Below are 25,931 nucleotides of genomic sequence, written 5' to 3'. Positions count from 1 at the left end.
GTGGTATTCCAGATGCCGGAACGCTCAGGGCCGGGTTTCCGGCGCAGGGTAGGCCCGCCCTCCCGGCGGGCGCGGGTGGCCCTGCTGACCCTGGGCGTGCTCGCGGTGCTGTTCCTGCTGTTCGTCATGTTCGCCGGGTTCTGGACGGACTGGCTCTGGTTCAGATCCGTCCGCTACTCGTCGGTCTTCACCACCCAACTGTGGACGAAGATCGGCCTGTTCGCGGTGTTCGGCCTGCTGATGGCGGTGATCGTCGGCTTCAACATCTGGCTGGCGCACCGGCTGCGGCCGCCGCTGTCGGCGATGTCGGTCGAGCAGCAGAGCCTGGACCGCTACCGGTCGGGCCTGGCGCCGTTCAAGCGCTGGGCGCTGATCGGCGTCTCGCTGGTGATCGGCCTGGTGGCGGGCGCCGCGGCGTCGGGCCAGTGGCGGACCTGGCTGATGTGGACGAACGCGACGTCCTTCGGCGAGAAGGACGCCCAGTTCGGCATGGACGTCTCGTTCTACGCCTTCGACCTGCCGTTCTACGAGTTCCTGCTGGGCTTCGCGTTCAGCGCGGTGATCGTCTCGCTGCTGACCTCGGCGCTGGTGCACTACCTGTACGGGGGGCTGCGGCTGCAGGGCCCGGGCCGGCGGGCGAGCGTGGGCGCGCAGGGGCACCTGGCGGTGCTGCTGGGCGTGTTCGTGCTGCTGAAGGCCGTCGCGTACTGGCTGGACCGGTACGCGCTGGCGGTGAAGACCGGCTCGTACAAGGGGGTTTCCGGCTGGACCGGCCTGCGGTACGTGGACGCCAACGCGTTCCTGCCGGCCAAGACGATCCTGTTCTTCGTCGCGATCATCTGCGCGGTGCTGTTCTTCCTGACCCCGGTGCGCCGCACCTGGGCGCCGGCCCTGATCGGGCTGGGCCTGATGGTGCTGTCGGCGGTGCTGATCGGCGGGCTGTACCCGGCGATCGTGCAGCAGTTCCAGGTCAAGCCGAACGAGCAGGCCAAGGAGACGCCGTACATCCAGAAGAACATCGACGCGACGCGGCAGGCGTACGGGATCGCCGACGCGCAGACCACCCAGTACAGCCCGCAGGCGGCGACGACGGCCGACGCGCTCAAGCCGGACGCGCAGACCATCGCCGACATCCGCCTGCTGGACCCGAACATCGTCTCGCCGACCTTCCAGTCGATCGAGCAGCAGCGCAGCTACTACGCCTTCCCGAACACCCTGGACGTGGACCGCTACGGCTCCGGCACCGACAAGCAGGACACCGTGATCGGCCTGCGCGAGCTGGACCTCAACGGCGTGCAGCGCAACTGGATCAACGACCACTTCAAGTACACCCACGGCTACGGTGCGGTCGTGGCCAAGGGCAACCAGGTCAACGACAAGGGCCAGCCGGTGTTCACCGAGTCCGGTCTGCCGGCCACCGGCGCGCTGGGCGACTACGAGCAGCGGATCTACTACGGCGAGAAGACGACCTCGTACTCGATCGTCGGCGGCTCGAACCAGGAGATCGACTACACCACCGAGACCGGCGAGAACAAGCAGTACCAGTACACCGGCAACAGCGGGGTCTCGCTGGACAACCCGATCACCCGGGCCGCGTACGCGGTGCGCTTCGCCGAGCCGCAGATCCTGTACGCGGGGGCGATCACCGACGGCGCGAAGGTGATCTACAACCGGACGCCGAAGGAGCGGGTGGAGAAGGTCGCCCCGTGGCTGTCGATCGACGCCGACCCGTACCCGGTGGTGCAGGACGGCCGGGTGGTCTGGGTGCTGGACGGCTACACCACCTCGGACGGCTACCCGTTCTCGTCGAAGACGACGCTGGGCACCGCGACCAAGGACTCGCTGACCAACCAGCGCGGTGAGCTGCTGACCGTCGCCAACCAGGTCAACTACATCCGCAACTCGGTCAAGGCCACGGTGGACGCCTACACCGGCGAGGTGAAGCTCTACCAGTGGGACGACCAGGACCCGGTGCTGCGGACCTGGATGAAGGCGTTCCCGGGCACCGTCGAGCCGAAGGCGGACATCCCGGCGGCGCTGCTGCCGCACCTGCGCTACCCGCAGGACATGTTCAAGGTGCAGCGCGACCTGCTCGGCCAGTACCACGTGACCGACTCCAACTCCTTCTTCAACGGCAGCGACATCTGGCAGATCCCGGTGGACCCGACCAGCGACACCAAGCAGGTCCAGCCGCCGTACTACCTGACGGTCCGGATGCCGGACCCGGCGGTCACCTCGGCGAGCTTCTCGCTGACCACGACCTTCGTGCCCAACGGCCGGGACAACCTGGCGGCCTTCATGGCGGTCGACGCCGACCCGGGGCCGGACTACGGGAAGATCCGGATCCTCAAGATCCCGGGCGACAGCAAGACGCTCGGGCCCAACCTGGTGCAGTCGCAGTTCAACTCCCGGCAGGAGGTGGCCTCGCAGATCTACGCGCTGAAGAGCGGCGGTGACGCCGAGCTGGAGTACGGCAACCTGCTGACCCTGCCGGTCGGCGGCGGGCTGCTCAACGTCGAGCCGGTGTACGTGCGCGGACGCGGCGCCAAGTACCCGACGCTGCAGAAGGTCCTGGCGGTGTACGGGAACGACAACGTGGCGTTCGAGAACACCCTGGAGGACGCGTTGAAGAAGGTGTTCGCCGGGGCGGCCCCGCCGACCACGCCGACCGCGCCCTCCACACCAAACACCCCGACGGCGCCGACCAGCCCGACGACGCCCACGTCCCCGACCACGCCGGCGCCGGGCGGGACGATCTCGCCCGAACTGCAGAAGGCGCTCGGGGACGCGGAGAAGGCGTACAACGACAGCCAGACCGCGTTCAAGAACGGCGACTGGGTGGCCTACGGCAACGCCCAGAAGGCGCTCGGCGACGCGCTGAAGGCGGCCGACGCGGCCCGCGGCGGTGCCCCGGCGGCCGCCCCGAGCGCGGGCGCGACCCCGACCGGATCGCAGAGCCCGCACCCGTAGCCCGCTGAGCTGCGACAACCGATTCCTGTTCCACCCCGCGCCCGTGCTATGGTTTAACTACCGACGCGGGGTGGAGCAGCTCGGTAGCTCGCTGGGCTCATAACCCAGAGGTCGCAGGTTCAAATCCTGTCCCCGCTACACAGTGGCCAGAGGCCCGGAGGATTCTTCCTCCGGGCCTCTGGTGTTTTCACCCCGAAGCGGCGGGAACCGCTCCGGTAGTATCGACCGTCGCCAACGACGACGACACGGGGTTTGTGGGGCCCAAGTGTCGGGAAATCGACAAAGCGCCGAAGCAATTTCGTCGGCTTCGGGTCGGCCCCGCCCGAATTCGGCCGGGGCAGGTGTACGCGGGTTGCGGGTGATGCGACGATGGGACACATGGGGGACGGTGCGCGGCCGCTGACCGGTCGTCGGGTCCGGCGCCTCCCCTGGGGGTCCCCCCGGCCGCGGGCCGGGGCACGATGCCGCGACACTCTGGGGGAGCGGGAGTCGGCATGAGGCTGATCGGTAAGAACGGGTCAGGCACCAAGTCCGCGGCGGCCACCGAGGCGGACACCGACGCCTGGGCGGAGAGCCCCGAGAGCCGGCCCGGAGCCCTGCCCGCCCAGCGCACCAGCGGCCTGTCCGAGCGCCCCCCGGCCGCCGGCTACGGCCCCGACAGCCTGGTCCACGTGTCCACCCGTCAGTTCGCCGACGCCGTCCGCCCGTACGGGACCGAGGCCGCCGACGGCCCGCACGCCGCCGCCCTCGACCCGGCCGGCCTGGACACCACCAGCTTCGAGACCGCGCTGGCCGCCCGCGAGAGCGCCGCGCTGGAGGCCCGCCACCGCCAGGCCGCCGACGACGGCGACCCGGACGCCGCCTGCCGGCTCGGCACCCTGCTGCTGCGCCGCGGCGACCTGGAGGACGCCGAACCGTACCTGCGCGCCGCCGCGGCCGCCGGGACGCGCGCCGCCGCCAACAACCTCGGCGTGCTGCTGCACCAGCAGGGCCACCGGGGCGAGGCCGCCCAGTGGTGGCGCCAGGCCGCGGTGGCCGGCAGCGCCCCCGCCGCGCACGCGCTCGGGCTCCAACTGCGCGACCAGGGCGAGGAGGAGGCCGCCGAGTACTGGCTGCACTTCGCCGCCGACCACGGCCACCCGCTCGGCGCCTACGCGCTGGGCGACCTGATGGAGCACCGGCGCGACGTGCGCGCCGAGCGCTGGTTCAAGATCTCCGCCGACGCCGGGCACCGGGAGGCCGCCTACCGGCTGGCCCGGATGCGCGAGGCCGCCGGGGACAAGGAGACCGCCGAGGCCTGGTACCGCACCGCCGCCGCGCGCGGCCACGCCCGTGCCGCGCTGCGCCTGGGCGTGCTGCTGGAGGAGCGCGCCGGCACCGACCAGCCGCTGCTGGAGGAGGCCGCCCGCTGGTACCGGCAGTCCGCGCAGAACGGCGAACCGCGTGCCGCCTGCGCGCTGGGCTTCCTGCTGCGCGACTCCGGGGACCTGGCCGCCGCCGCCGACTGGTGGCGGGAGGCCGCCGAGGCCGGCGACGGCAACGCCGCCAACGCGCTGGGCGCCCTGCACGCCGGGCGCGGCGAGGCCAAGGAGGCCGAGCGCTGGTACCGCACCGCCCTGGACGCGGGCGACCAGAACGGCGCCTTCAACCTCGGCCTGCTCTGCGTCGCCACCGGCCGCGACCAGCAGGCCGAGCAGTGGTACCGCCGGGCCGCGTACGCCGGGCACCGGGAGGCCTGCAACGCGCTGGCCGTGGTGCTGCTGCAGCGTGGTGACGAGTCGGGCGCCGAACCGTGGTTCTCCAAGGCGGCCGAGGCCGGCAGCGTGGACGGCGCGTTCAACCTGGGCGTGCTGCACGCCGGGCGCGGCGAGCAGCGGCAGGCCCAGGAGTGGTACGCGCGCGCCGCCGCCGAGGGCCACGGCGAGGCCGCGCTGCAGCTGGCCGTCGCCCAGGAGCAGCGGGGCAACCTGGCCGGCGCCCTGGAGCGCTACCGGCAGGCGGCCGCCGGCGGGTCGGCGGAGGGCGCGTTCCGGCTGGCCTCGGTGCTGGACCGGCGCGGCGACGCGGACGCCGAGGCCGAGCACTGGTACGCGGTCGCGGCCGACGCCGGCCACCGCCGGGCGCAGGTGCGGATGGGCGTGCGGGCGGCCGAGCGGGGCGCGCTGGAGATCGCCGAGAGCTGGTACCGGCGGGCGGCCGAGGCGGGCAGCCGCAGCGCCGCCTTCAACCTGGGGCTGCTGCTGGCCCGGCAGGACCGGGAGGCCCAGGCGATGCTCTGGTACACCCGGGCCGCCGACGCCGGGCACGGGCGGGCGGCGCTGCGGCTGGCCCTGCTGGCGCTGCGCCGGGGCGAGCCGGTGCAGGCCGAGAACTGGTGCCGCCGGGCGGCCGACTACGGGCCGGCCGAGGTGGCGGAGCGGGCCGGGCGCCTGCTGGGCGCGCTGCACGCGGAGCTGAGCGCGTAGCGCTGCGTGCTGCTAGGCCTGGCCCGTACAGTCCGGGCAGAGGCCGCGGTAGGTGATCTCGGCCGCGGTGACGGTGAAGCCGAAGCGCTCGTCGGCGGGGAGGGCGGCGAGCGGGTCGCCGTGCGGGTGGACGTCGCGGATGGCGCCGCAGCCGGAGCAGACCAGGTGCTGGTGGGCGCGGTGGGCGTTGGGGTCGTAGCGCTTGGCGCGGCCGTCGGTGGCGACCTCCAGGACCTCGCCGAGGCCGACCAGTTCACCGAGGGTGTTGTAGACGGTCGCGCGGCTGATCTCCGGCAGGCGGGCCACCGCGCGGGCGTGCACCTCGTCCGCGGTCAGGTGGACGTGGTCGCCGTCGAGGACCTCGGCCACGACCCGGCGCTGTGAGGTCAGCCGCCAGCCGCGTCCGCGAAGTCGTTCCAGCAGGTCGCTCATGGGAACAGGGTAAGTCACGCTCTGAGATTGGTTCCAGTATTGACTTGGACAAAGTCCAAGTTAGGATCGAGTCGTCACGACCGGATAACGCGGAGGCCCTCTTATGACGACCCAGGACGAGCTGCGCCCCACCCTCACCACGGAGGCGGGTGCCCCCGTCGCCGACAACCAGAACACCGAGACCGCGGGTGTCGGCGGCCCGGCGCTCATCCAGGACCAGCAGCTGTTCGAGAAGCTCGCGCACTTCAACCGCGAGCGGATCCCGGAGCGCGTGGTGCACGCCCGCGGCGCGGCGGCGTACGGCACCTTCACGGTGACCGCCGACCTGACGCCCTTCACCCGGGCCGCGTTCCTGTCCGAGGTCGGCAAGCAGACCGAGGTGTTCCTGCGGTTCTCCACCGTGGCCGGTAACCTCGGCTCGGCCGACGCGGTGCGCGACCCGCGCGGCTTCGCGCTGAAGTTCTACACCGAGGAGGGCAACTACGACCTCGTCGGCAACAACACCCCGGTGTTCTTCATCAAGGACGCCGTAAAGTTCCCCGACTTCATCCACACCCAGAAGCGGGACCCGTACACCGGCTCCCAGGAGGCGGACAACGTCTGGGACTTCTGGGGCCTGTCGCCCGAGGCCACCCACCAGGTGACCTGGCTGTTCGGCGACCGCGGCATCCCGGCCAGCTACCGCCACCTCAACGGCTACGGCTCGCACACCTTCCAGTGGCAGAACGAGGCCGGCGAGTACTTCTGGGTCAAGTACCACTTCAAGACCGACCAGGGCATCCGGAACCTGACCCAGGCCGAGGCCAACCGGCTGGCCGGCGAGGACCCGGACAGCCACCAGCGCGACCTGCGCGAGTCGATCGAGCGCGGCGAGTTCCCCAGCTGGACCGTGCAGGTGCAGATCATGCCGGCGGCCGACGCGGCGAACTACCGCTTCAACCCCTTCGACCTCACCAAGGTCTGGCCGCACGCCGACTACCCGCCGATCGAGATCGGCCGGCTGGAGCTCAACCGCAACCCCGACAACGTCTTCGCCGAGGTCGAGCAGTCGATCTTCTCCCCGGCGCACTTCGTGCCCGGCATCGGCCCGTCCCCGGACAAGATGCTGCAGGGCCGCCTGTTCGCGTACGCGGACGCCCACCGCTACCGCGTCGGCATCAACGCCGACCACCTGCCGGTGAACCGCCCGCACGCCACCGAGGCGCGCACCAACAGCCGCGACGGCCACCTGTACGACGGCCGCCACGGCCGCCAGAAGAACTACGAGCCGAACAGCTTCGGCGGCCCGGCGCAGACCGGCCGCCCGCTGTGGGCCGCCACCCCGGTCACCGGTGCCACCGGCAACCACGAGGCGCCCTCGCACGCCGAGGACGACGACTTCGTGCAGGCCGGCAACCTCTACCGGCTGTTCTCGGAGGACGAGAAGCAGCGGCTGATCGCCAACCTGGCCGGCTTCATCGCCAAGGTCTCGGCCGACCGCGAGGACATCGTCGAGCGGGCGATCGACAACTTCCGCAAGGCCGACGCCGACTACGGGCAGCGGCTGGAGGTGGCCGTCCGGGAGCTGCGCAAGCAGTAGCCGGGTGGCGCCCCTTTGAGCGGCGGGCCCGGTCGACCGGAGGACTGGTCGACCGGGCCCGCACCAGGTCCGGGGCCGGACACTCCCTAGACGCTCAGGCGGCGCAGGGCCTCCTCGTGCAGGATGCCGTTGCTGGCGACGGCGTCCGCGCCGCCGGGGCCGGGAACGCCGTCCAGCCCGGTGAAGCGGCCGCCGGCCTCCTCGACGATGACGCAGTTGGCGGCCATGTCCCAGAGCGACAGCTCGGGCTCGGCGGCGATGTCGACCGCGCCCTCGGCCACCATCATGTAGGACCAGAAGTCGCCGTAGGCGCGGGTGCGCCAGCAGGCGCGGGTGAGGTCCAGGAAGGGGTCGAGGCGGCCGCGCTCCTCCCAGCCGGAGAGGGAGGAGTAGGAGAAGGAGGCGTCCTCGATCCGGGAGACGCCGGAGACGTGGATCCGGGAGGCCTTGGCGAGGCTGCGGCCGGCGAAGGCGCCGAGGTCCTTGGCCGCCCACCAGCGGCGCTGGATCGCGGGGGCGGAGACGATGCCGACCACCGGGCGCTCGACGCCGTCCGGGCCGTCCTCCACCAGGGCGATCAGGGTGGCCCAGACCGGGACGCCGCGGATGTAGTTCTTGGTGCCGTCGATCGGGTCGATCACCCAGCGGCGCGGGCCGGAGCCCAGCAGGCCGAACTCCTCGCCGAGCACCGCGTCGCGCGGGCGGGCGCGCTGCAGCACGCTGCGGACGAGCTCCTCGGCAGCCTTGTCGGCGTCGCTGACGGGGGTGAGGTCGGGCTTGGTCTCGATCCTCAGGTCGAGGGCGCGGAAACGCTCCAGGGTGACCGAGTCGGCCGAGTCGGCGAGGACGTGGGCGAGTCGGAGATCGTCGTGGTAGTCGGCCATGTCCGAAACCCTAGCGAGCCCACCCGGATCGGGACAGCCGGGCTCGCGGAGCGGGACGCGACCGGCCGCCCGGCGTCAGTGCGCCGTGCCGCTGAGCTGGAGGCCGATCACGCCGGCGATCACCAGGGAGATCGAGACCAGCTTCAGCACCGAGGTGGTCTCCTCCAGGAAGACCATGCCGTAGATGGCGGTGCCGGCCGCGCCGATGCCGGTCCACACCGCGTAGGCGGGGCCGACCGGCAGGGTCTTCAGGGAGAGGGTGAGCAGGCCGAAGCTGCCCAGGGCGAACACGCAGAAGCTGATGGTGGGCCAGAGCCGGGTGAAGCCCTCGCTGAGCTTGAGGTTGATCGCGAAGCCGGTCTCCAGCAGGCCGGCCAGGACCACCAGGGCCCATGCCATCGCGCGCCCTCCCTGTCGATCGACGGGTCGGGCCGCGATGTGGCCCGACCTTCCTATGATCACCAGGCCGGCGCGGTCCGACACCTCGAACGGTCGGGAAACCCCATGGGACGGTAAAACCGCCGAGCGGATCAGTCGCCCTCGCGGGCCTCCTTGCTGGCCAGCAGGCGGCGCAGCGAGTAGAGCCGGGCGGCCTCGGCGTGGCCGTCGGCGACCCAGGCGTCCAGCGCGCAGTCAGGCTCGTCGTGGCTGCAGGCGCGCGGGCAGTCGACGGTGCCGGGCTCCAGGTCGGGGAAGGCGTGGATGACCCGGGACGGGTCGATGTGCGAGAGGCCGAAGGAGCGGAAGCCCGGGGTGTCGATCACCCAGCCCGGGTCCAGCGCCTTCCTGGAGCCCGGCTTGGCGCCGGGCGGCGGGGGCAGCCGCAGCGCCAGGGCGGACACGGTGGTGTGCCGGCCGCGGCCGGTGACCGCGTTGACCCGGCCGGTCTGCCGCTGGTGGTCCGGGACGAGGGCGTTGACCAGGGTGGTCTTGCCGACGCCGGAGTGGCCGATGAACACCGTGGAGAGGCCGCGCAGGTGCTCGCGGACGGCCTCGGCGCCAGCCGTCTCCAGTTCGTCCCGACGGGTGACCACGTAGTCGATGCCGAGCGGCGCGTACGACTCCAGCAGCGGCCCGGCCGGGGCGAGGTCGGACTTGGTGAGCACCAGCAGTGGCTCCATGCCCGCGTCGTACGCGGCCACCAGGCAGCGGTCGATCAGCCGGGGCCGCGGCTCCGGGTCGGCCAGCGCGGTGACGATGGCCAGCTGCTGGGCGTTGGCGACGACGATCCGCTCGTACGGGTCGTCGTCGTCCGCGGTGCGCCGCAGCACCGAGCTGCGCTCCTCGACCCGGACGATCCGGGCGAGCGTGTCGGCGTCCCCCGAGAGGTCGCCGACGATGTTGACCACGTCGCCGACGACGACGCCCTTGCGGCCCAGTTCGCGGGCCTTCATGGCGACGATCTCGCGTTCCTGCTTGGTGCCCGGGTCGATCAGGCAGGTCAGCCGGCCGCGGTCGACGGTCAGCACCATCGCCTCGGCGGCGTCCTCGTGTTTGGGCCGGATCCGGGTCCGCGGCCGGGAGCCCCGGCGGGCGGGGCGGTTGCGGATGTCGTCCTCGTCGGCGTCCTTGCCGTAGCGGCGCATGTGCTCAGTCTCCGCTCAGGCGTCCGCCACCGCTTCGCCGAGCAGTTCCGCCCACATCTTCGGGAAGTCCGGCAGGGTCTTGGCGGTGGTGGCCACGTTCTCCACCTCGACGCCGGGCACGGCCAGGCCGAGCACCGCGGCGGCGGTGGCCAGGCGGTGGTCCTCGTAGGTGTGGAAGATGCCGCCGCGCAGCGGGCGCGGGCGGATCCGCAGGCCGTCCTCGGTCTCGGTGACGTCGCCGCCGAGGTCGTTGATCTCCTTGGCGAGCGCGGCGAGCCGGTCGGTCTCGTGCAGCCGCAGGTGGGCGATGCCGTACAGGTGGGACTCGGAGTCGGCCAGCGCGGCGACGGCGGCGATCACCGGGGTGAGCTCGCCGACGTCGTGCAGGTCCGCCTCGATGCCGTGGATCCGGCCGGTGCCGGTGAACTGCAGGCCCTCGTCGGTGAACTCGCAGGCGCCGCCCATCCGGGTGTAGATCTCGCGCAGCTGGTCGCCGGGCTGGGAGGTGTGCTTGGGCCAGTCGCGCACGGTCACCCGGCCGCCGGTGACCAGGGCGGCGGCGAAGAACGGCGCGGCGTTGGAGAGGTCCGGCTCGACCACCAGGTCGCGGCCGATCAGGGCGCCGGGGGTGACCCGCCAGACGTCCTTCTCGCCGCCGTCCTCGGGGGCGTCGACCTGGACGCCGGCCAGGCGCAGCATCTCGACGGTCATCCGGATGTGCGGCAGCGACGGCACCGGGCCGCCGACGTGCCGGACCTCGACGCCGTGGTTGTAGCGGGCGCCGGAGAGCAGCAGGGCGGAGACGAACTGGGAGGAGGAGGAGGCGTCCAGCTCGACCGGGCCGCCGTCGAGCGCGCCGGTGCCGTGCACGGTGAGCGGGAAGGCGCCGCGGCCGCCGTCGTCGATCCGGGCGCCGAGCGCGCGCAGGGCGTTGATCACGCCGTGCTGGGGGCGCTCGTAGCTGCGCGGGTCGCCGTCGAAGTGCACCGGGCCGTCGGCGAGGACGGCGAGCGGGGGCAGGAAGCGCATGACGGTGCCGGCGTTGCCGACGTCGATCGAGGCGGGGCCGCGCAGCGCGGGGGCCGGGATGACCCGCCAGGCCTCGCCGCCGCCGGTGCCGCCGGAGTCGTTGTTGACCTTCTCCTCGATGCCGACGCCGAGGGCGCGCAGGCCGTCGGCCATCAGCTGGGAGTCGCGGCTGCGCAGCGGGCGGCGCACCCAGCCGGGCTCGTCGGCGAGCGCCGCCAGCACCAGGGCTCGGTTGGTGACCGACTTGGAGCCGGGGATGGTGACGGTGGCGTCAACGGGGGTGGTCGCGACGGGGGCGGGCCACAGGGTCTCGGTCATGGGGGCCAGTTTAGGGGCCGTACCGGAACGGCCCCTGCTGCGGCCGGATGACGGACGGCTGCCCGCCCGCCGGGTCACAGCGGCTTGAGCAGCCAGCTCGTGCTGAGGGCCAGGCAGGCGAGGGCGGTGAGCAGGAAGACGGTGATCCAGGCGAGGCCGGGGATGTGGGTGAGGCGGGCGAGCTGGTCGGCGTCGGAGTCGCGGGCCCAGCCGATGCGGCGCTGGTGCTGGAGTTCGAGGACCGGGCGGACGGCGCCGAACAGCAGGAACCAGCAGCCGAGGTAGGCGAAGCCGGCCTGGACCTCGGCGCTGCCGAACCAGGAGACCAGGAAGAAGGCGCCGCCGGCGACCAGCACGGTGAACAGGCCGAAGGCGTTGCGGATGCGCACCAGCAGGGCGAGCAGCAGGGCGATGGCCAGCCAGAGCAGCAGGGTGATCCGGCCGGTGGAGAGCAGGGCGGCGCAGCCGAGGCCGAGCAGGGCGGGGGCGGTGTAGCCGGCGGCGGCGGTGAGGATCATGCCGGGGCCGGTGGGGCGGCCGTAGGAGAGGGTGAGGCCGGAGGTGTCGGAGTGCAGCCGGATGCCGGCGAGCCGGCGGCCGGTGACGAGGGCGATCAGGCCGTGGCCGCCCTCGTGGGCGATGGTCACGGCGTTGCGGGTGACGTGCCAGAGCGGGCGGGCGAGGACGGCGAGCAGGGCGGCGCCCGCGGTGGCCAGGACCAGCCAGCCGGGCGGGGCGGGCTGGGTCCCGGTGACCTGGTTCCACAGTGCGCCGAGGTTCTGGTCGGTCGGTTGTGTACTCATCGTTTCTTCTCCGCCTCCGTCCGCTGCGTTGGGCCGTTCGGGGCAGCCTCCCATGCGGGGACGGGCGGGCGGGAGCGGGCGGTTCTCCTGGTGGGATGAAGAAGTGGTGAGCGGGCCCGGCATGGCAAGCTGGCCCGCATGTGCGGTCGCTTCGCAGCCAGTGGCAAGCCCGAGGACATCGTGGAGCTCTTCGGCGTCGAGCAGTGGGATCCGGCGGAGACGTTGGCCCCCAGCTGGAACGTCGCTCCGACGAACAGCGCCTTCGTGGTGCTGGACCGGGTGCCCAGGGGCGGGTCGCGGGCGGTGCGGCAGTTGCGGGTGCTGCGGTGGGGCCTGGTGCCGCAGTGGTCGAAGTCGGCCGAGACGGCGGTGAAGATGATCAACGCCCGCTCGGACACGGTGCACGAGAAGCCCTCGTACCGGCAGGCCTTCGCCTCGCGCCGGTGCATCCTGCCGGTGGACGGCTACTACGAGTGGCAGACGGTGGCGGCCGAGCGGGGCAAGCCGCGCAAGAAGCCGTTCTTCGTCGCCCGGGCCGACGGCACCCCGCTGGCGCTGGCCGGACTGTACGAGTTCTGGCGGGACCGGACGGTGCCGGCCGACCACCCGGCGGCCTGGCTGGTGACCTTCACCATCGTCACCACCGACGCCGAGGAGTCGCTGGCGCCGATCCACGAGCGGATGCCGCTGTTCCTCGACCCGGCCTCCTACGACGAGTGGCTGGACCCGGGGCAGGCCGACCCGGACGAGCTGCGCCGGCTGCTGATACCCCCGCCGCCCGGCGCGCTGCTGGCCACCCCGGTCTCGCCGGCGGTCGGCAACATCCGCAACGACGGCCCGGAGCTCAAGGAGCCGTGGGCCGAGGTCGAGTACGAGACCACCCTGTTCTGAAACCTGCTGGAGTGACTGCTGTGAGGACCACCGAGCTCGTCCCCACCGAGGCGGGGGACGCCCGGATCACCTACCACCGGGCGGCCGACCCGAGGGTGGTGCTGGCGCTCGGGCACGGCACCAGCGGGGCGATCGACAGCCGGGACCTGGCGGCGCTGGCCGGGCGGCTGCCGTCACGCGGGATCACCGTGGCGCTGGTCGAGCAGCCCTGGAAGGTGGCCGGGAGGAAGCTGGGCCCGTCGGCAGCGAAGACGCTGGACCTCGGCTGGCGGCCGGTGGCCGAGCGGCTGGCCGGGCAGGGGCCGGCGCTGGTGGTCGGCGGGCGCAGCGCCGGGGCGCGGGTGGCCTGCCGCACCGGCGCGGCGACCGGGGCGGTGGGGGTGGTGGCGCTGGCCTTCCCGCTGCACCCGCCGGGCAAGCCGGAGAAGAGCCGGGCGCAGGAGCTGCTGGAGTCGGGGCTGCCGACGCTGGTGGTGCAGGGCGCGGCGGATCCGTTCGGCGGGCCGCAGGAGTTCCCGGAGCTGCCGGCCGGGCACGAGCTGGTGGCGCTGCCGTACGGCAACCACGGTTTCGAGGTGCCCAAGCGGGCGTCGCTGGGCCAGGACGAGGTGCTGGAGCTGATCTGCCGGGCGGTGGGGGACTGGGTGCTGAGGGTCGGGTGAGGCGGCGCGGGCGGCCGTGAGCAGGGAGTTTCCACTCGATCACTCGTGCGAGTGATTCCGGGGTGGGCACGGGAATGCGGGCGAGGTCCGGGTGGTTGACACCCTCGTCAGCACGATTCCCGTTGAGAGGCAGGGCAGATGGGTTCGATCGCGTGCCCCGAGCGGTCACAGCAGCGCGAGGCCGCCGCGGCGTTCGCCCCCGCCTGGTCCGACTGGATTGTCGCGGGCGAGAAGCCCGTCAGCCCGATATCCTCCATTTCGGGGCGGCCCGCCGTGGGTCGTGCCCGCCATGGCGAGGAGGTGGGTCCGGTCGTCGGGACCGAGCACGAGGCCGAGCCGGGCCGGGGCCCGGAGGAGGGCCAGCCCGCGGGCGAGGCGCTCACCGGTGAGGAGCTGGCCGAGGCGATCGGTGAGGACACCTTCCGGGTGTCGGCGGAGGAGTCCGAGGAGGCCCGGCGGGAGCGCTTCGAGCGCGACGCCCTGGGCTACCTGGATCCGATGTACTCGGCGGCGCTGCGCATGACGCGCAACCCCGCGGATGCGGAGGACCTGCTCCAGGAGGCGTTCGCCAAGGCGTACGCGTCCTTCCACCAGTTCCGTGAGGGCACGAACCTCAAGGCCTGGCTGTACCGCATCCTCACCAACACGTTCATCAACTCGTACCGCAAGAAGCAGCGCGAGCCCCAGCGCACGGCGGCGGAGGAGATCGAGGACTGGCAGCTGGCCCGCGCCGAGTCGCACATGTCGACCGGTCTGCGCTCGGCCGAGACCCAGGCACTCGACCACCTGCCCGACAGCGATGTGAAGGACGCGCTCCAGGCCATCCCGGAGGAATTCCGGATCGCCGTCTATCTCGCGGACGTAGAGGGCTTTGCGTACAAGGAGATCGCGGACATCATGGGTACTCCCATCGGTACGGTGATGTCCCGGCTGCACCGCGGCCGCCGTCAGCTGCGCGGCATGCTGGAGGATTACGCCCGTGAGCGCGGGCTGGTCCCGGCCGGTAGCGGGGCAGGGCAGGAAGCGAAGGGCTCGGGCTCATGAGCTGCGGCGATCCGCACGAGACGGAGTGTGGCGAGGTCCTCGACCACCTCTACGAATTCCTCGACAACGAGATGACCGAGGGCGACTGCGCCAAGCTGCGCGTGCACTTCGAGGAGTGCTCGCCCTGCCTGAAGCAGTACGGGCTGGAGCAGGCGATCAAGGCGCTGATCAAGCGCTCCTGCGGGTGCGACGACGCCCCGAGCGACCTGCGCAGCAAGGTGCTGGCCAGGATCGACTCGATCCGGGCCGGGCAGCGCTCGGGCGAGCAGGTGGTGGTCGCGGTCGACACCACGGTCGAGATCCACGTCGAGCAGGCCCGGCCGGCGCCGACGGCCGCCGAGGCCTCGGACGAGCCGGCGGTGCGCCCCGGCGCACCCGTCGAGGCGGGCGCCCCGGCGGAGTAGCCGGGCGGCCGGGCGGAGCAACCGGACGGGCCCGCCGGCGAGGGCGGGACGAACGGTCCGGACACGGAGTCCAACGGCCCCGGGAGCGTGCGCTCCCGGGGCCGCTCCCGTTGTGCTCGCATGCGCCCCTCACTCGTTCGAGTGAGTTGACGGTGCGCCAGCTGCGTCATCGCGCGATCATGCGTCCTTGCGTCCGGGTGGCGGCCTATCCTCCTGACGGACGCTCACCGCCGGTCCGCCCGGCGCGCTGAGGCAACGCGGGCCCGGACGGCGGGGGAGGTCGAGATCGCTACCGACAGTGGAGGCGCGGCCCTGCCGGAGGGGGCGACGCGCTACCTGGTGGCCGTCCCGGTGGCGGCGCTGTGCTGCCTGCTGCCGCTGCTGCCGACCGGGGTGGCGCCCGGCCTCCCGCGCTGGCTCGGCGCCCCCGTGGACTGGCCCAAGGTCGGGCTGCTGGCCTTCCTGCACGGCTGCTGGGAGTCGCTGGCCCAGGGCCTGCCGACGCCCTGCCTGCGGCTGGTGCGCCGACTGCTGCGCCGCCCGCCGCCGCCCGAGCGGGCGCCCGCCCGCCCCGGGGTCAACGCCTTCTTCCCGGTGCTGTTCGCCGGCGTGCTGATGCTGCCGCCGGCCGCCGCCGCGCTGGTCGCGGTGCCCGCCGCGCTGCTCGGCGGGCCGAGCGGACGCACCTGCCGCACCCGCCAGCTGTGGAACGGCTCCCAGCTCGCGCTGTGCGCCTTCGCCGCCTCGGCCGCCTTCCACCTGCTGCACGGGCCGCAGCTTCTGCTCGGCTCCCGCTTCCCGGCCGCGCTGCTGCCCGGCTTCGCCGCCGTCGTCACGTTCTGCCTGGTCAACGGGGTGCTGGTGGGTGCCATGCTGATGCTCGCCGAGGACCGCCGCCCCGGGGTGCTGCTGCGCGGGGCGGGCGCGGTGTGCGGGCTGCCGGTGCTGGTGCACGCGGCCGGCGGGCTGATGGTGGCCGTGCTCTGGCAGGGCCCGTACGGGGCGTTCGCGGCGCTGCTGGCCTTGCTGCCGCTGTCGATCTCGGCCTGGGTGTTCGCCCAGGGCCAGCGCGAGCGGGACGCCCACCAGGCCACCGTGCAGTCGCTGGTGCAGGCGGTGGAGATCAAGGACGCCTACACCCGCGGGCACAGTGAACGGGTCGGCCGGGCCTCGGTGTTGATCGCCGGTCAGCTCGGCATGGAGGCCGAGCGGCTGCGCACCCTGCGCTTCGCGGGGATCCTGCACGACGTCGGCAAGCTGGGCGTGGCCACCGAGCTGCTGCGCAGAAACGGTCCCCTCAGCGCGGCGGAGCGGCGGGCCGTCGAGGTCCACCCGGTGTACGGGTACGAGCTGGTGCGCGGGATCGCCTTCCTCGGCGAGGCGCACGCCGGGATCCTGCACCACCACGAGCGGATGGACGGCCGGGGCTACCCGAGCGGGCTGGCCGGCGAGCAGATCCCCGAGTTCGCCCGGATCATCTCGGTCGCCGACGCCTTCGACTCGATGACCTCCACCCGCTCCTACCGGCGCGGCCGCCCGGTCGCCGAGGCCGTGGCCGAGCTGGAGCGCTGCTCGGGCAGCCAGTTCGACCCGGTGATGGTCCGGGCGCTGATCGACGCGCTGGCCGGGTACGACTGGCAGCCGGTGCTGCCGCCGCCCGAGGACAGCATCCGGGCCGTCCCGGACATCCCGCTCGGGGTGCCCGAGCCGGTGCGGGCGGCGCCGGTGCGGGTGCCCGCGCAGGGCGGGACCGCCTCCCCGGCCGGGCAGCCGTGACCGCGGCCGGCCGCGAGGCCCGCGCGGTGCACGCGGCGGCGGCCGCGCTGCTGGCGTTCGCGGGGGGCGCGGTCGGGCTGCGCGGGGTGGCCGAGCCGAGGGTCGCGCTGGCGTTCACCGCGCTGATCGCGCTCGGCGAGTGCGTCCGGATCACCCTTCCGGGGGACCGCGAGCAGGCGCCGATCGGCGCGGCCGGCGCGCTGGCGTACGCCCTGCTCGGGCCGCTGCGCGGGGTGCCCACCGCGCACGGCACGCTCCAGGTGGTCGCGGTGACCGGCGTCGGCCTGCTGCTGGCCTGGCTGCCCGGGCTCGCGCTGCCCTGGCTCAGGGCGTGCCGTGCGCCGCTGGGCCGGCCGGGCCCGCCGCACCGCTCCCGCCCGGGGCGCCCGCACCGGCGCCCGCCCTGGGCCGACCCGGCCCGGCGGGACAGCGCCGCCCGCCGGCTGCTCGGGGTCGGTTTCGCGGCCGCCGTCTTCCAGCCGCTCTACAACGGCGGTCTGGTCGACCGCTTCTCGCCCGAGGGCCCGGCGTACGGCGCGTTCCTGACCACCGTCGCTGCGTTGGCCGCGCTCTGCGACGCGACCCTGGCGGCGCTGCTGCGCCGGTCGGCGGCGGGCCCGGAGACCGGGCTGCGGTTCCCGGCGGCGCTGGAGGACGAGCTGCGCTCGCTGTTCGGGATCGGCTCGGCGATCGTCGCCACCGGGATGCTGGTCAGCCTGGCGGCCGGCGAGGTCGGGCTGTGGGCGCTGCCGCTGTTCTGCACCCCGCTGCTGCTCGCCCAGGTGTCGTTCCGGCGGGCCGCGGCGGTGCGGGCCACCACCGGGCAGACCATCGCCAGCCTGGCCCGGGCCACCGAGGTGGCCGGCTACACCCCGCACGGCCACGCCCGCCGGGTCGCGGACACGGCGTGCGCGCTGGGGCGCGAGCTGGGGCTGGGCACCCGCGAGCTCGCCCTGCTGGAGTACGCGGCGCTGATGCACGATGTGGGCCAGCTGTCGCTGGTCGAGCCGGTGCCGGACGGCGCGACCGCGCTGCTGCCCTGCGCCGAGCAGCAGCGGATCGCCCGGCTGGGCAGCGAGGTGATCCGCCGCACCGGGGTGCCCCGGCAGGTCGCCGAGCAGGTCGCCCGGCTGGCCGACCCGGTGCCCGGTCCGGTCGGCGGGGACGGCTCGGTGCCGCTGGCGGCCAGGATCATCCGGGTGGCCAACGCCCACGACGACCTGCTGACCGCGGCGCGCGGCCGCGGGCTGGGCGAGGCGGTGGGCCGGCTGGAGGCGCTGGAGCTGCTGCGGCTGGGCCGCGGCCGGGTGTACGACGCCCGGGTGGTGGACGCGCTGGCCCGGGTGGGCGGCCAGGCGCGGGCCTGAGCCGGTGCCCGGTCCGGCGCCCGGCTCGGTGCCCGGTCCGGCGCCCGGCTCGGTGCCCGGCCCGGTGCCCGGCTCGGGTCTCCGGCGCCCGGTCCGGACCGGGCGGCCCCCACCGGGGTTGAGGCGTGGCGGCCGGGCGGGCAGGCTGGGTAGGGGCGGGCCCCGACCTCGGCGGTGGGGAGCGCGGGCGGGGGCGGGCGTGGTTGGATGCGGTCGTAGCGTGGAAACACCGACCCGGGGCACCGGGCCCCGACCCCGCGGAAGCGGATCCGGGCGCGGTGGTACGGGACTTGAGCGGACGACGACGGCAGGGACGAACGTGAGGATCTTCCACCGGGCACGGCACCGGCCGTCCGCCACCTGGCGGCAGACGACCGACCGGGCCTTCACGCTGATCGGCGACGGCCGCTACGAGGACGCCGGCGCGCTGCTGGTGATGGCCGCCGACCTGGAGCCCTGGCTGTCCGACTCCTGGTTCAACCTCGCCCTGCTGCACAAGTTCCGCCGGGACTGGGAGCAGGCCCGCTCGGCCGGACTGCGGGCCGTCGCCCTGCTGGACCGCGAGCACGGCGCCCCCGACTGGTGGAACCTCGGCATCACCGCGACCGCCCTGCAGGACTGGCCGCTGGCCCGCCGCGCCTGGCAGGCGTACGGGTTGAAACTGCCCGGCGGCCCGGGCGGGCAGCCGGACGGCCCGGTCAGCCTGGACCTCGGCACCACCCCGGTGCGGCTCTCCCCGGACGGCGAGTCCGAGGTGGTGTGGGGCCGCCGGCTGGACCCGGCCCGGATCGAGGTGCTGTCCATCCCGCTGCCGTCCTCCGGCCGCCGCTGGGGCGAGGTGGTGCTGCACGACGGCGCCCCGCACGGCGAGCGGGTCACCGACGGGGTCGCCTACCCGGTGTTCGACGAGATCGAGCTGTGGGCGCCCTCCCCGGTGCCGACCTACGTGGTGCTGCTGCAGGCCGCCACGGCGGGGGACCGGGACGCGCTGGAGCGGGTGGTCGCGGACGCCGGCTTCGCGGCGGAGGACTGGACGTCCTCGGTGCGGCTGCTCTGCCGGGCCTGCTCGGAGAGCCGGATGGCCGCGGACGACGGGCACACCGCCCACCACGACCCGCACGACGACGGCGACGCCGCGCACCCCGGCCACCTGAGCCACCTCAGCCAGGGCGGCGCGGCCGGGATGTCCTGGCTGGTGGAGCGGGAGTGCGGGATCGCCGCGCCCGCCCTGCTGGTCCGTTCGCTGCTGGACCGCTGGGCCGCGGCGTCCCCCGGGACGAGGGCGTACCGTGATCTGGAGGAAGTCTGTTGAGCGCGCCGCTTACCCTTGACCGGTATACCCGGCGCGAGCCGTATACCTGGACCATTCTCGGAAGCGGAAGCGGATAGGCAGCGATGGCGGAGCAGCACGACCACCAGCACGACCACGACCACGACCACGGCCACGAGTCGGCGGCCGACGAGGCCCCGCTGAAGGTGGTCGGCGAGGAGCCGGACCTCTCCCGGGGCACCGCGCGTCCGATCACCGTCGTGGGCAACCCGGTCCTGCACCGCGAGGTCAAGGACGTCACCGCGTTCGACGGTGAGCTGTCCGGGCTGATCGACGACATGTTCCAGTCGATGTACGCGGCCGAGGGCGTGGGCCTGGCGGCCAACCAGATCGGCGTGGACCTGAAGGTCTTCGTCTACGACTGCCCGGACGACGAGGGCGTGCGTCACATCGGCCACGTGATCAACCCGACGCTGGAGGAGTACCCGGCGGACCGCCGGCGGGTGCTGGACGACGGCAACGAGGGCTGCCTGTCGGTGCCGACCGCGTACGCCGAACTGCCCCGCCCGGACTACGCGGCGGTGACCGGCGTGGACAAGGACGGCACGGCGATCCGGGTCGAGGGCACCGGCTTCTTCGCCCGCTGCCTGCAGCACGAGACCGACCACCTGTACGGCACCCTCTACATCGACAAACTGTCGAAGCGGGACCGCAAGGACGCGCTGAAGCAGATGGCCGAGGGCACCCCGCGCTACGCGACGGTGCCGAACAGCTGACAGCGCCGAACAACTGACAGCGCCGAACAACTGACGGTGCGGGACGTACGAGGGCCGGGACACGAGCGGTGTCCCGGCCCTCGGCGTTGCGTCAGCCGGGCGCCCGGCCGGTGGACTCGCGGGCGACCAGCTCCGGCGTGAACAGGTAGTCCCGGGCCTGGCCGCCGTGCCCCTCCAGCTGGCGCCACACGCCTCGCTCGCCAACTTCACCGCGCTGTTCAGCAGCGGGCAGTACCCGTTCGCCCGGTGGCTGGGGAACACGGCGCTGGTCTGCGGCACCTTCGCGGTGCTGAACGTGCTGCTCGGGGTGCTGGCCGCGTACGCCTTCTCGCGGTTCCGCTTCCGGGGCCGGCGGATCGGGCTGATGGCGGTCTTCCTGGTGCAGATGTTCCCGCAGTTCCTCGCGGTGATCTCGCTCTACCTGATGTTCGCCAAGATCGGGGACGTCCTGCCGGCGATCGGCCTGGACACCCCGTGGGGGCTGGTGCTGGTCTACCTCGGCGGCGCGATGGGGGTGAACACCTGGCTGATGACGGGCTACCTGGACACCATCCCGCGCGAGATCGACGAGGCCGCCAAGGTGGACGGCGCCGGGCACGCGCAGATCTTCTTCCGGCTGATCCTCCCGCTCGCCGCGCCGATGCTGGATCTCGATCCTGTCGCTGACCGCCGCGCTCAACGACGTGATCCTGGCGAACATCTTCCTGACCTCGAACGACTCCAAGACCGTCGCGGTCGGCCTCTACGGCATCATCTCCGGCCAACAGGACCAGAACTACGGCCTGTTCGCGGCCGGGGCGCTGGTGACCTCGCTGCCGGTGATCGTGGTCTACCAGTTCCTCCAGCGCTACCTGGCCCAGGGCCTGACCGCCGGCTCGGTCAAGGGCTGAGCGCCGCAACGCCGCTGCCCCGTGAGGAACTTCCTCACGGGGCAGCGGCGTTGCGGCGCCTGTCAGGCCGGGACGAAGAGCCACTCCGGGCCGTAAGTGAAGCGCGGGTCGGCGGGGAGCTTGACGCCGTTGATCTGCTGGGCGGTGCCGCGCAGTTGGCCCATCAGCCCGATCGCCTGGAAGAGCGAGTTCGGCCCGGCGGCGCCCCAGGCCTGTTCGAGGGCGCGCAGCATGTCGCTGTACTGCTGGTTGAAGGTCCGCAGGAGGGCGGCCGTGGCCTGGTCGGGCTTGTTGGCGGGGTCGTTGGCCCAGCCGCCGGCCGGGACGCGGGCGACCGGGTGGGCGTCCGGCAGCGGGAGGTCGGGGCCGGTGAACTCGAACTTCTTCGTCGTGGGGTTCTGGACCAGCTTCTTGCCGACGGCGATCTCCTTGAAGGCGTAGTAGTGGGCGAGTTCGCCCGGGACGCCGGGGAAGGGGTTGTCCGGGGAGGCGTCGGTGCCCTCGCCCTGGGCCTGGATGACGTGGATGGCGTTCAGCACGTCGTCGATGGTGTTCATCGGGACGATGTCGTTGCCGGCACCGTGGCTCGACCCGAGCGGAAAGCTCACCTGGTGCCGGCCGGTGAGGAGGTCGGCGAAGTTCGGGAAGACCTTGGCGATGCGCTGGTAGAAGGCGCCGATGGTGTTGCCGTCGGCGGCGAAGGCGAGCGGGTTCTCGGGCTTCTCGATGTCGGAGAAGAGGCCCGCCGAGTCGCGGGTCAGGCCGCTGAGGAAGACCTCCAGCCCGGGGTTGACGCCGCCGGGCAGCTCGCCCGGGTACGTGGGGACAGTGAGCGGGTCGGTGAGGACGACGGTGCCGCCGATGCTGGTGAGCATGTTGCAGACCAGGCCGAAGTGTGACATCTCGTCGAAGACGATCTCGTGGATGGTGTTGCGGATCGGCTGGCTGTTGTCCGGATCGGTGATCGACCAGAGCGCGGTGGCGTACGGCGGGATGGTCGACAACTCCAGCATGATCGCCCGCTGGAGCGCGTCCTTGAGCTCCTGCTCGGTCCAGTCCTCCTCCGGGATGTTCATGAGCTGGACGATCGCGTCGCTCCGGTAGTCCAGGATTCCGGTCGTCACGGCGTGCCCCTTTCGTTCGGCTGTGCGCCGGACCGTAGCGGGGGACTGGTGGTACGTGTGCGCGCGATGCCGGTGCGGCCCGGGAGTTCATTCGGACGGGCGGGGGTACCGTTCGGCGCGCGTCTGTACGAGCGCACCCTTGGGCGCGCCTCTGCGCATCTACCGCCGAGCAACGGTGGCCCACAAGGATGGGCAGCCGGACGTGTTCCGCACGCGAAGGGATCGCAGCATGGGTGAGCACGAGAAGCCGCCGCCGGACCCGAGCCAGGGAGAGCCGCCGCCGGGCAATGCCGACGGGCAGGTGCCGCCTCCGCCGCCGAGCGGGGGGAAGCACAAGAAGTGACCCGTGACCTGGCGGGCCGCCGCGAGCGGCTGGACACGGTGATGGAGCAGCGCGGGGCGTGGCCGACCGACTCGCCGTGGCTTCGCGAGGCCATGGCCGCGCTGCCCCGCGACGCGTTCGCGCCGGATCGGCTGTGGCGCTGGGACGGCCACGCCTACGTGCCGCTCGACCGTGCGACTGATCCAGCCGCGTGGGCGGACGAGCTGTATGCCGGCCCCGACGCGGCGGCGGTCACCCAGGTCACCGGTGGACTTCCGTCGTCGAGTCTCTCGGCGCCCGCAGTGGTCGCGGACATGCTGGACAGCCTCGTGCTGGAGCCCGGCCACACGGTGTGGGACATCGGTACCGGGCAGGGCTGGAGCTGCGCGCTCGCCGCGTGGCGCGCCGGCCCCGGCCGGGTCGTCTCCACGGAGATCGACGAAGGCCTCGCCGTGCTCGCCCGCCGACGGCTTGCCACCGCCGGGGTCGGCGCCGAGATATCTGTCGGCAACGGCACCGGCAGTGTGCCGCCCGGCGGCCCGTTCGACCGGATCCACGCGACCTATGCCGTCGAGACCGTCCCGGACGAGTGGATCAACGCCGCCAGGCCGGGCGGCCGGATCGTCTATCCGTGGGGACGGCTCGGGCACGTGGCGCTGACGGTGGGGGCCGACGGGCGCAGTGCGAGCGGCTGGGTACAGGGCCTCGGACAGTTCATGGCCGACCGGTCCGGTCCGGCTCCGGCTTCGGCCGGTTACGACGGCTACGCGAAAGTACGCGGCACCGGCGATCCCGACGCCGGGCAGGTCGTCGAACGTGACCTCGCCCCGCTCGCCGACAACTGGGATCTACGGTTCGCGGTGCGCGTCGCCGTTCCGGGCGCCCTGGTGGTCACCGGCCGGGACGAGGAGGGCGTCAACGCCTGGATCCACGACGGCACCGCGTCGTGGGCGGCCCTGTCCGCGCGTGGCGACGGCAGCGCCGTGCTGTACCAAGGCGGTCGGCGACGCATCGGCGACGAGCTGTTGACGGCCTGGGCGCAGTGGGAGGCGCACGGCCGACCGGCACCGTACGACTACGGGATCACCGTGACGCCGGAGCGCCAGTGGGCGTGGCTGCGCGAGCCGGACGGCTGCCGCTGGCCCATCACCGCTGTTCTCCCGTTCGGGTGACCGGCCTGGCCGACGATCGCGCATGAGGTACGACGAAACGCCCCCGCCCGGTGGTCCGGGCGGGGGCGCGCGCCTTCTTCGGGCCGCCCCGCCCGGCGTGAGAGCCGGGCGGGGCGGGGGAGTTCAGGGCTGGTGGGTGGTGATGGTGATCGGGTGGGCGGTCCAGTCGGTCATCTCGCCGACGTAGAGGGTCATGCTCCAGCTGCCGCCCCGGGAGAGGCAGAGGGCGACTCCGTCGCCGCCACCGGGCCCGATGCAGAGGCGGATGAAGTCGCGGTGGGCCTCGCGGACGGGGAGTTCGCGGACGCGCTCCCAGAGGACGGGCAGTGCGTGGCCGAGGCTGGGGAAGTCGGCGGGCGCCATGATGCCGCTGATCCCGGCGCGGACGGCGCTCACGCGGCGTGCTCGGCGGGGGAGGCGACGTGGCACCAGACGAACTTACCGATGCCGCCCTTGCGGGGGCAGCAGCCCCACTGGGTGGCCAACTCCTGGACGAGCAGCAGGCCTCGGCCGGTTTCGGCGGAGGCGGAGGCCGGGTGGAGCGTTGGCTTCTCGCTGTCGGCGTCGTGCACCTCGATGCGGAGGGTGTCGTCCGGGGCGAGGTGGTAGCGGACGAAGATCAGCCGGTCGCGCGGGGCGTGGGCGTGCTGGACGGCGTTGGTGACGAGCTCGCTGACCAGCAACTCGCCGATGGGGAGGAGGGTTTCGCCGGAGGGGAGGGGGAGGAGGAAGTCCCGGAGCTCCTGGCGGGCGGCTCGGGGGGACTTCCGGTGCCGGGGCAGCCAGCAGGTCTGCTCGGCAGGGGTGGGGGAGGGGGAGACGGTTTCAGGCATGGCAGGGCCACCTCCGATGGTGCGGGATGAAGACGCCTGAAGAAGGCATGGGAATGCCCTAGTGATGAACCAGCCACGATGACGCTGTGTGGCGGCTCCAACTACTCCAGGTAGCATGCACCTGCAGCAGTGCAAACTGCAAGCGAAACGACTGCAACGATGCAGATCAAGTTACGCTGGATTGACGAATCGTCACGAGGCACACTGAGGCTCGTCAGGTGAGAGGACTTGTGCATGGCTGATGAACCGAAGCCGACCGTCCGTGCCCGCCGACTCGGCTCGGAGCTTCGCCGTCTTCGCGAAGCTGCGGGAAAGGGGGCGGACGATGCGGCGCAGGCCCTTGCTTGTTCCCGTGCCAAGATCAGCCGCATAGAGACCGGGGTGTCGGGTGTGCGCCGTCTGGACCTCGGGATTTTGCTTGATCTGTACGGGGTGGCGGGTAAGGAGCGTGATGCTCTTGAGGAGTTGTCCAGGCAGAGCAAGAAACGTGGCTGGTGGCACGACTACGGCGACACGATCCCGTCGGCCTACGTCGATGTTCTCGGGCTGGAAGACGATGCTCGGTACATCCGCATGTGGCAGACCATGGTTGTGCCGGGCTTGTTGCAGACGAAGCGCTATGCCCGGGCCCTGCTTGAAGCCAATCCTGCTGCCGTGCGACCGGAGCGCATTGATCAACTGGTCGAGATCCGGATGGAACGGAAGGAAGTTCTCGCGAAGCCGGATCCGGCCCGATTCTGGGCGATCATCTGGGAGCCCGTACTCAGGTGCCCGGTTGGAGGGGCGGAGGTGCACAAGGAGCAGCTGGAGCACCTGGCGGAGATGGCGCAGCTCCCCAATGTCACCTTGCAGGTGGTGCCGTTGGAGGTTGGCGCGACTGCCGGTGCATGTGGTGCCTTCGTGATGTACGGCTTCTCTGACTCGCCTACTCCCGGAGCGGTGTTCCTGGAGACGCTGACGAGCAGCCATTATCTGGAGCAGCAGGGCGAACTGGATGGCTATGGGCTGGTCTTCGAGTACTTGCGATCGACTGCTCTGAACCCCAAGGAGTCGCTGGATATGATCGCGGCCATCGCGGCGGTGACATGACGATGAGATCAGAAGAGGTGTGAGCGCGTGACTGTGCCGGAGAGTGCCGCTCGGGGTTGGTACAAGAGCAGCTACAGCGCCCAGGCGAACGAGTGCGTGGAGACCCGGCGGTTGGTGTTGAGCGGGATGGCTGTCCGCGACTCGAAGGATCAGGGTGGGCCGGCTCTGCTCTTCCCGACTGAGGCATGGGCGTCCTTCGTAGCCGGGATCAAGGGCGGGGAGTTTCCGACCGACTGAACCAACAG

The 25,931-nt window shown here is 72.6% G+C and carries 25 protein-coding genes and 1 tRNA gene; 16 read left to right on the top strand and 10 right to left on the bottom strand.

Annotated features, from left to right (window positions below; translation table 11 throughout):
* Positions 1–12 precede the first annotated feature (12 nt).
* The 3 genes from P3T27_RS09195 (at position 13) to P3T27_RS09185 (ending at position 5,435) form a co-directional block, all read left to right on the top strand.
* A complete protein-coding gene (locus P3T27_RS09195) occupies positions 13–2,970 on the top strand; it encodes a UPF0182 family protein (RefSeq protein ID WP_280676268.1) in 2,958 nt (985 codons plus the stop codon).
* Between the two features lie 64 nt (positions 2,971–3,034).
* Positions 3,035–3,108 (top strand) — tRNA-Met (locus P3T27_RS09190).
* A gap of 356 nt (positions 3,109–3,464) precedes the next feature.
* Complete coding sequence (locus tag P3T27_RS09185) at positions 3,465–5,435, top strand: tetratricopeptide repeat protein (protein WP_280676265.1); 1,971 nt, start codon at positions 3,465–3,467, stop codon at positions 5,433–5,435.
* Between the two features lie 12 nt (positions 5,436–5,447).
* Here the strand turns inward: P3T27_RS09185 and P3T27_RS09180 are convergent, their stop codons facing one another.
* A complete protein-coding gene (locus tag P3T27_RS09180) occupies positions 5,448–5,867 on the bottom strand; it encodes a Fur family transcriptional regulator (protein ID WP_280676263.1) in 420 nt (139 codons plus the stop codon).
* A 103-nt stretch (positions 5,868–5,970) separates the two neighbouring features.
* On the opposite strand from P3T27_RS09180, the gene P3T27_RS09175 reads away from it, so the two are divergent.
* Positions 5,971–7,446, top strand: coding sequence for a catalase (locus tag P3T27_RS09175; protein WP_280676261.1), 1,476 nt, complete (start codon positions 5,971–5,973; stop codon positions 7,444–7,446).
* 86 nt (positions 7,447–7,532) lie between these two features.
* Here P3T27_RS09175 and hisN read toward each other — a convergent pair whose 3' ends face one another.
* From hisN to P3T27_RS09150, 5 genes are all read right to left on the bottom strand, one after another.
* Positions 7,533–8,330, bottom strand: coding sequence for a histidinol-phosphatase (gene hisN, locus P3T27_RS09170; protein WP_280676259.1), 798 nt, complete (start codon positions 8,328–8,330; stop codon positions 7,533–7,535).
* 75 nt (positions 8,331–8,405) lie between these two features.
* Complete coding sequence (locus tag P3T27_RS09165; protein ID WP_280676257.1) at positions 8,406–8,729, bottom strand: multidrug efflux SMR transporter; 324 nt, start codon at positions 8,727–8,729, stop codon at positions 8,406–8,408.
* A 131-nt stretch (positions 8,730–8,860) separates the two neighbouring features.
* Complete coding sequence (rsgA, locus tag P3T27_RS09160) at positions 8,861–9,916, bottom strand: ribosome small subunit-dependent GTPase A (RefSeq protein ID WP_280676255.1); 1,056 nt, start codon at positions 9,914–9,916, stop codon at positions 8,861–8,863.
* A gap of 15 nt (positions 9,917–9,931) precedes the next feature.
* Positions 9,932–11,263, bottom strand: coding sequence for a 3-phosphoshikimate 1-carboxyvinyltransferase (aroA, locus tag P3T27_RS09155; RefSeq protein ID WP_280676252.1), 1,332 nt, complete (start codon positions 11,261–11,263; stop codon positions 9,932–9,934).
* Between the two features lie 74 nt (positions 11,264–11,337).
* Positions 11,338–12,066: a M50 family metallopeptidase gene (locus P3T27_RS09150; RefSeq protein ID WP_280676250.1), complete on the bottom strand. Its 729-nt coding sequence runs from the start codon at positions 12,064–12,066 to the stop codon at positions 11,338–11,340.
* A gap of 138 nt (positions 12,067–12,204) precedes the next feature.
* On the opposite strand from P3T27_RS09150, the gene P3T27_RS09145 reads away from it, so the two are divergent.
* From P3T27_RS09145 to def, 8 genes are all read left to right on the top strand, one after another.
* Entirely contained in the window at positions 12,205–12,957 is a 753-nt protein-coding gene (locus P3T27_RS09145) for an SOS response-associated peptidase (protein ID WP_280676248.1), read from the top strand.
* Between the two features lie 20 nt (positions 12,958–12,977).
* Positions 12,978–13,619, top strand: a complete 642-nt coding sequence (locus tag P3T27_RS09140; protein ID WP_280676246.1) for an alpha/beta family hydrolase — start codon at positions 12,978–12,980, stop codon at positions 13,617–13,619.
* A gap of 405 nt (positions 13,620–14,024) precedes the next feature.
* A complete protein-coding gene (locus P3T27_RS09135) occupies positions 14,025–14,663 on the top strand; it encodes a sigma-70 family RNA polymerase sigma factor (RefSeq protein WP_045703751.1) in 639 nt (212 codons plus the stop codon).
* Positions 14,660–15,067 carry a mycothiol system anti-sigma-R factor gene (gene rsrA / locus P3T27_RS09130; protein WP_280676244.1) on the top strand — a complete coding sequence of 136 codons (408 nt, stop codon included), beginning with the start codon at positions 14,660–14,662 and terminating at the stop codon, positions 15,065–15,067. Before P3T27_RS09135 ends, rsrA begins: the two co-directional genes overlap by 4 nt.
* A 339-nt stretch (positions 15,068–15,406) precedes the next feature.
* Positions 15,407–16,843, top strand: a complete 1,437-nt coding sequence (locus P3T27_RS09125) for an HD-GYP domain-containing protein (RefSeq protein ID WP_280676242.1) — start codon at positions 15,407–15,409, stop codon at positions 16,841–16,843.
* The gene (locus P3T27_RS09120; RefSeq protein ID WP_280676240.1) at positions 16,840–18,210 is read left to right on the top strand and encodes an HD domain-containing protein; all 1,371 of its coding nucleotides are present in this window, start codon (positions 16,840–16,842) and stop codon (positions 18,208–18,210) included. Before P3T27_RS09125 ends, P3T27_RS09120 begins: the two co-directional genes overlap by 4 nt.
* Positions 18,211–18,529: 319 nt before the next feature.
* A complete protein-coding gene (locus P3T27_RS09115; protein ID WP_280676238.1) occupies positions 18,530–19,522 on the top strand; it encodes a hypothetical protein in 993 nt (330 codons plus the stop codon).
* A gap of 158 nt (positions 19,523–19,680) precedes the next feature.
* The gene (gene def / locus P3T27_RS09110; protein ID WP_280676616.1) at positions 19,681–20,256 is read left to right on the top strand and encodes a peptide deformylase; all 576 of its coding nucleotides are present in this window, start codon (positions 19,681–19,683) and stop codon (positions 20,254–20,256) included.
* A 91-nt stretch (positions 20,257–20,347) separates the two neighbouring features.
* Here the strand turns inward: def and P3T27_RS09105 are convergent, their stop codons facing one another.
* Positions 20,348–20,956 (bottom strand): hypothetical protein, encoded by a 609-nt coding sequence (locus P3T27_RS09105; protein ID WP_280676236.1) that lies wholly within the window; start codon positions 20,954–20,956, stop codon positions 20,348–20,350.
* Between P3T27_RS09105 and P3T27_RS09100 the strand changes: the two genes are divergently transcribed.
* Positions 20,940–21,146 carry a hypothetical protein gene (locus tag P3T27_RS09100; RefSeq protein ID WP_280676234.1) on the top strand — a complete coding sequence of 69 codons (207 nt, stop codon included), beginning with the start codon at positions 20,940–20,942 and terminating at the stop codon, positions 21,144–21,146. The two genes, P3T27_RS09105 and P3T27_RS09100, sit on opposite strands and share 17 nt — an antisense overlap.
* Positions 21,147–21,208: 62 nt before the next feature.
* Here P3T27_RS09100 and P3T27_RS09095 read toward each other — a convergent pair whose 3' ends face one another.
* The gene (locus tag P3T27_RS09095; protein ID WP_280676232.1) at positions 21,209–22,270 is read right to left on the bottom strand and encodes a ferritin-like protein; all 1,062 of its coding nucleotides are present in this window, start codon (positions 22,268–22,270) and stop codon (positions 21,209–21,211) included.
* A 339-nt stretch (positions 22,271–22,609) separates the two neighbouring features.
* Between P3T27_RS09095 and P3T27_RS09090 the strand changes: the two genes are divergently transcribed.
* Positions 22,610–23,764: a methyltransferase domain-containing protein gene (locus P3T27_RS09090; protein ID WP_280676230.1), complete on the top strand. Its 1,155-nt coding sequence runs from the start codon at positions 22,610–22,612 to the stop codon at positions 23,762–23,764.
* Between the two features lie 123 nt (positions 23,765–23,887).
* Here P3T27_RS09090 and P3T27_RS09085 read toward each other — a convergent pair whose 3' ends face one another.
* Positions 23,888–24,160: a hypothetical protein gene (locus P3T27_RS09085; RefSeq protein ID WP_280676228.1), complete on the bottom strand. Its 273-nt coding sequence runs from the start codon at positions 24,158–24,160 to the stop codon at positions 23,888–23,890.
* On the bottom strand, positions 24,157–24,597 hold the full coding sequence (locus tag P3T27_RS09080; protein ID WP_280676226.1) for an ATP-binding protein: 441 nt from the start codon (positions 24,595–24,597) through the stop codon (positions 24,157–24,159). Before P3T27_RS09080 ends, P3T27_RS09085 begins: the two co-directional genes overlap by 4 nt.
* Before the next feature lie 234 nt (positions 24,598–24,831).
* Between P3T27_RS09080 and P3T27_RS09075 the strand changes: the two genes are divergently transcribed.
* Together P3T27_RS09075 and P3T27_RS09070 are read left to right on the top strand one after the other, a co-directional pair.
* The gene (locus P3T27_RS09075) at positions 24,832–25,686 is read left to right on the top strand and encodes a helix-turn-helix transcriptional regulator (protein ID WP_280676224.1); all 855 of its coding nucleotides are present in this window, start codon (positions 24,832–24,834) and stop codon (positions 25,684–25,686) included.
* A 27-nt stretch (positions 25,687–25,713) separates the two neighbouring features.
* Positions 25,714–25,923, top strand: a complete 210-nt coding sequence (locus P3T27_RS09070; protein ID WP_280676222.1) for a DUF397 domain-containing protein — start codon at positions 25,714–25,716, stop codon at positions 25,921–25,923.
* Positions 25,924–25,931 lie beyond the last annotated feature (8 nt).

The sequence above is a fragment of the Kitasatospora sp. MAA19 genome, from assembly GCF_029894125.1.
Lineage (GTDB): Bacteria > Actinomycetota > Actinomycetes > Streptomycetales > Streptomycetaceae > Kitasatospora.
The sequence above is the reverse complement of the archived record's forward strand: the minus strand, read 5'-3'. Positions and strand labels throughout refer to the sequence as shown.

Coding starts and splice junctions, on each gene's coding strand:
- P3T27_RS09195 (WP_280676268.1), top strand. CDS start 13: ATGCCGGAACGCTCAGGGCCGGGTTTCCGGCGCAGGGTAGGCCCGCCC.
- P3T27_RS09185 (WP_280676265.1), top strand. CDS start 3,465: ATGAGGCTGATCGGTAAGAACGGGTCAGGCACCAAGTCCGCGGCGGCC.
- P3T27_RS09180 (WP_280676263.1), bottom strand. CDS start 5,867: ATGAGCGACCTGCTGGAACGACTTCGCGGACGCGGCTGGCGGCTGACC.
- P3T27_RS09175 (WP_280676261.1), top strand. CDS start 5,971: ATGACGACCCAGGACGAGCTGCGCCCCACCCTCACCACGGAGGCGGGT.
- hisN (WP_280676259.1), bottom strand. CDS start 8,330: ATGGCCGACTACCACGACGATCTCCGACTCGCCCACGTCCTCGCCGAC.
- P3T27_RS09165 (WP_280676257.1), bottom strand. CDS start 8,729: ATGGCATGGGCCCTGGTGGTCCTGGCCGGCCTGCTGGAGACCGGCTTC.
- rsgA (WP_280676255.1), bottom strand. CDS start 9,916: ATGCGCCGCTACGGCAAGGACGCCGACGAGGACGACATCCGCAACCGC.
- aroA (WP_280676252.1), bottom strand. CDS start 11,263: ATGACCGAGACCCTGTGGCCCGCCCCCGTCGCGACCACCCCCGTTGAC.
- P3T27_RS09150 (WP_280676250.1), bottom strand. CDS start 12,066: ATGAGTACACAACCGACCGACCAGAACCTCGGCGCACTGTGGAACCAG.
- P3T27_RS09145 (WP_280676248.1), top strand. CDS start 12,205: ATGTGCGGTCGCTTCGCAGCCAGTGGCAAGCCCGAGGACATCGTGGAG.
- rsrA (WP_280676244.1), top strand. CDS start 14,660: ATGAGCTGCGGCGATCCGCACGAGACGGAGTGTGGCGAGGTCCTCGAC.
- P3T27_RS09105 (WP_280676236.1), bottom strand. CDS start 20,956: ATGTTCGCCAGGATCACGTCGTTGAGCGCGGCGGTCAGCGACAGGATC.
- P3T27_RS09080 (WP_280676226.1), bottom strand. CDS start 24,597: ATGCCTGAAACCGTCTCCCCCTCCCCCACCCCTGCCGAGCAGACCTGC.
- P3T27_RS09075 (WP_280676224.1), top strand. CDS start 24,832: ATGGCTGATGAACCGAAGCCGACCGTCCGTGCCCGCCGACTCGGCTCG.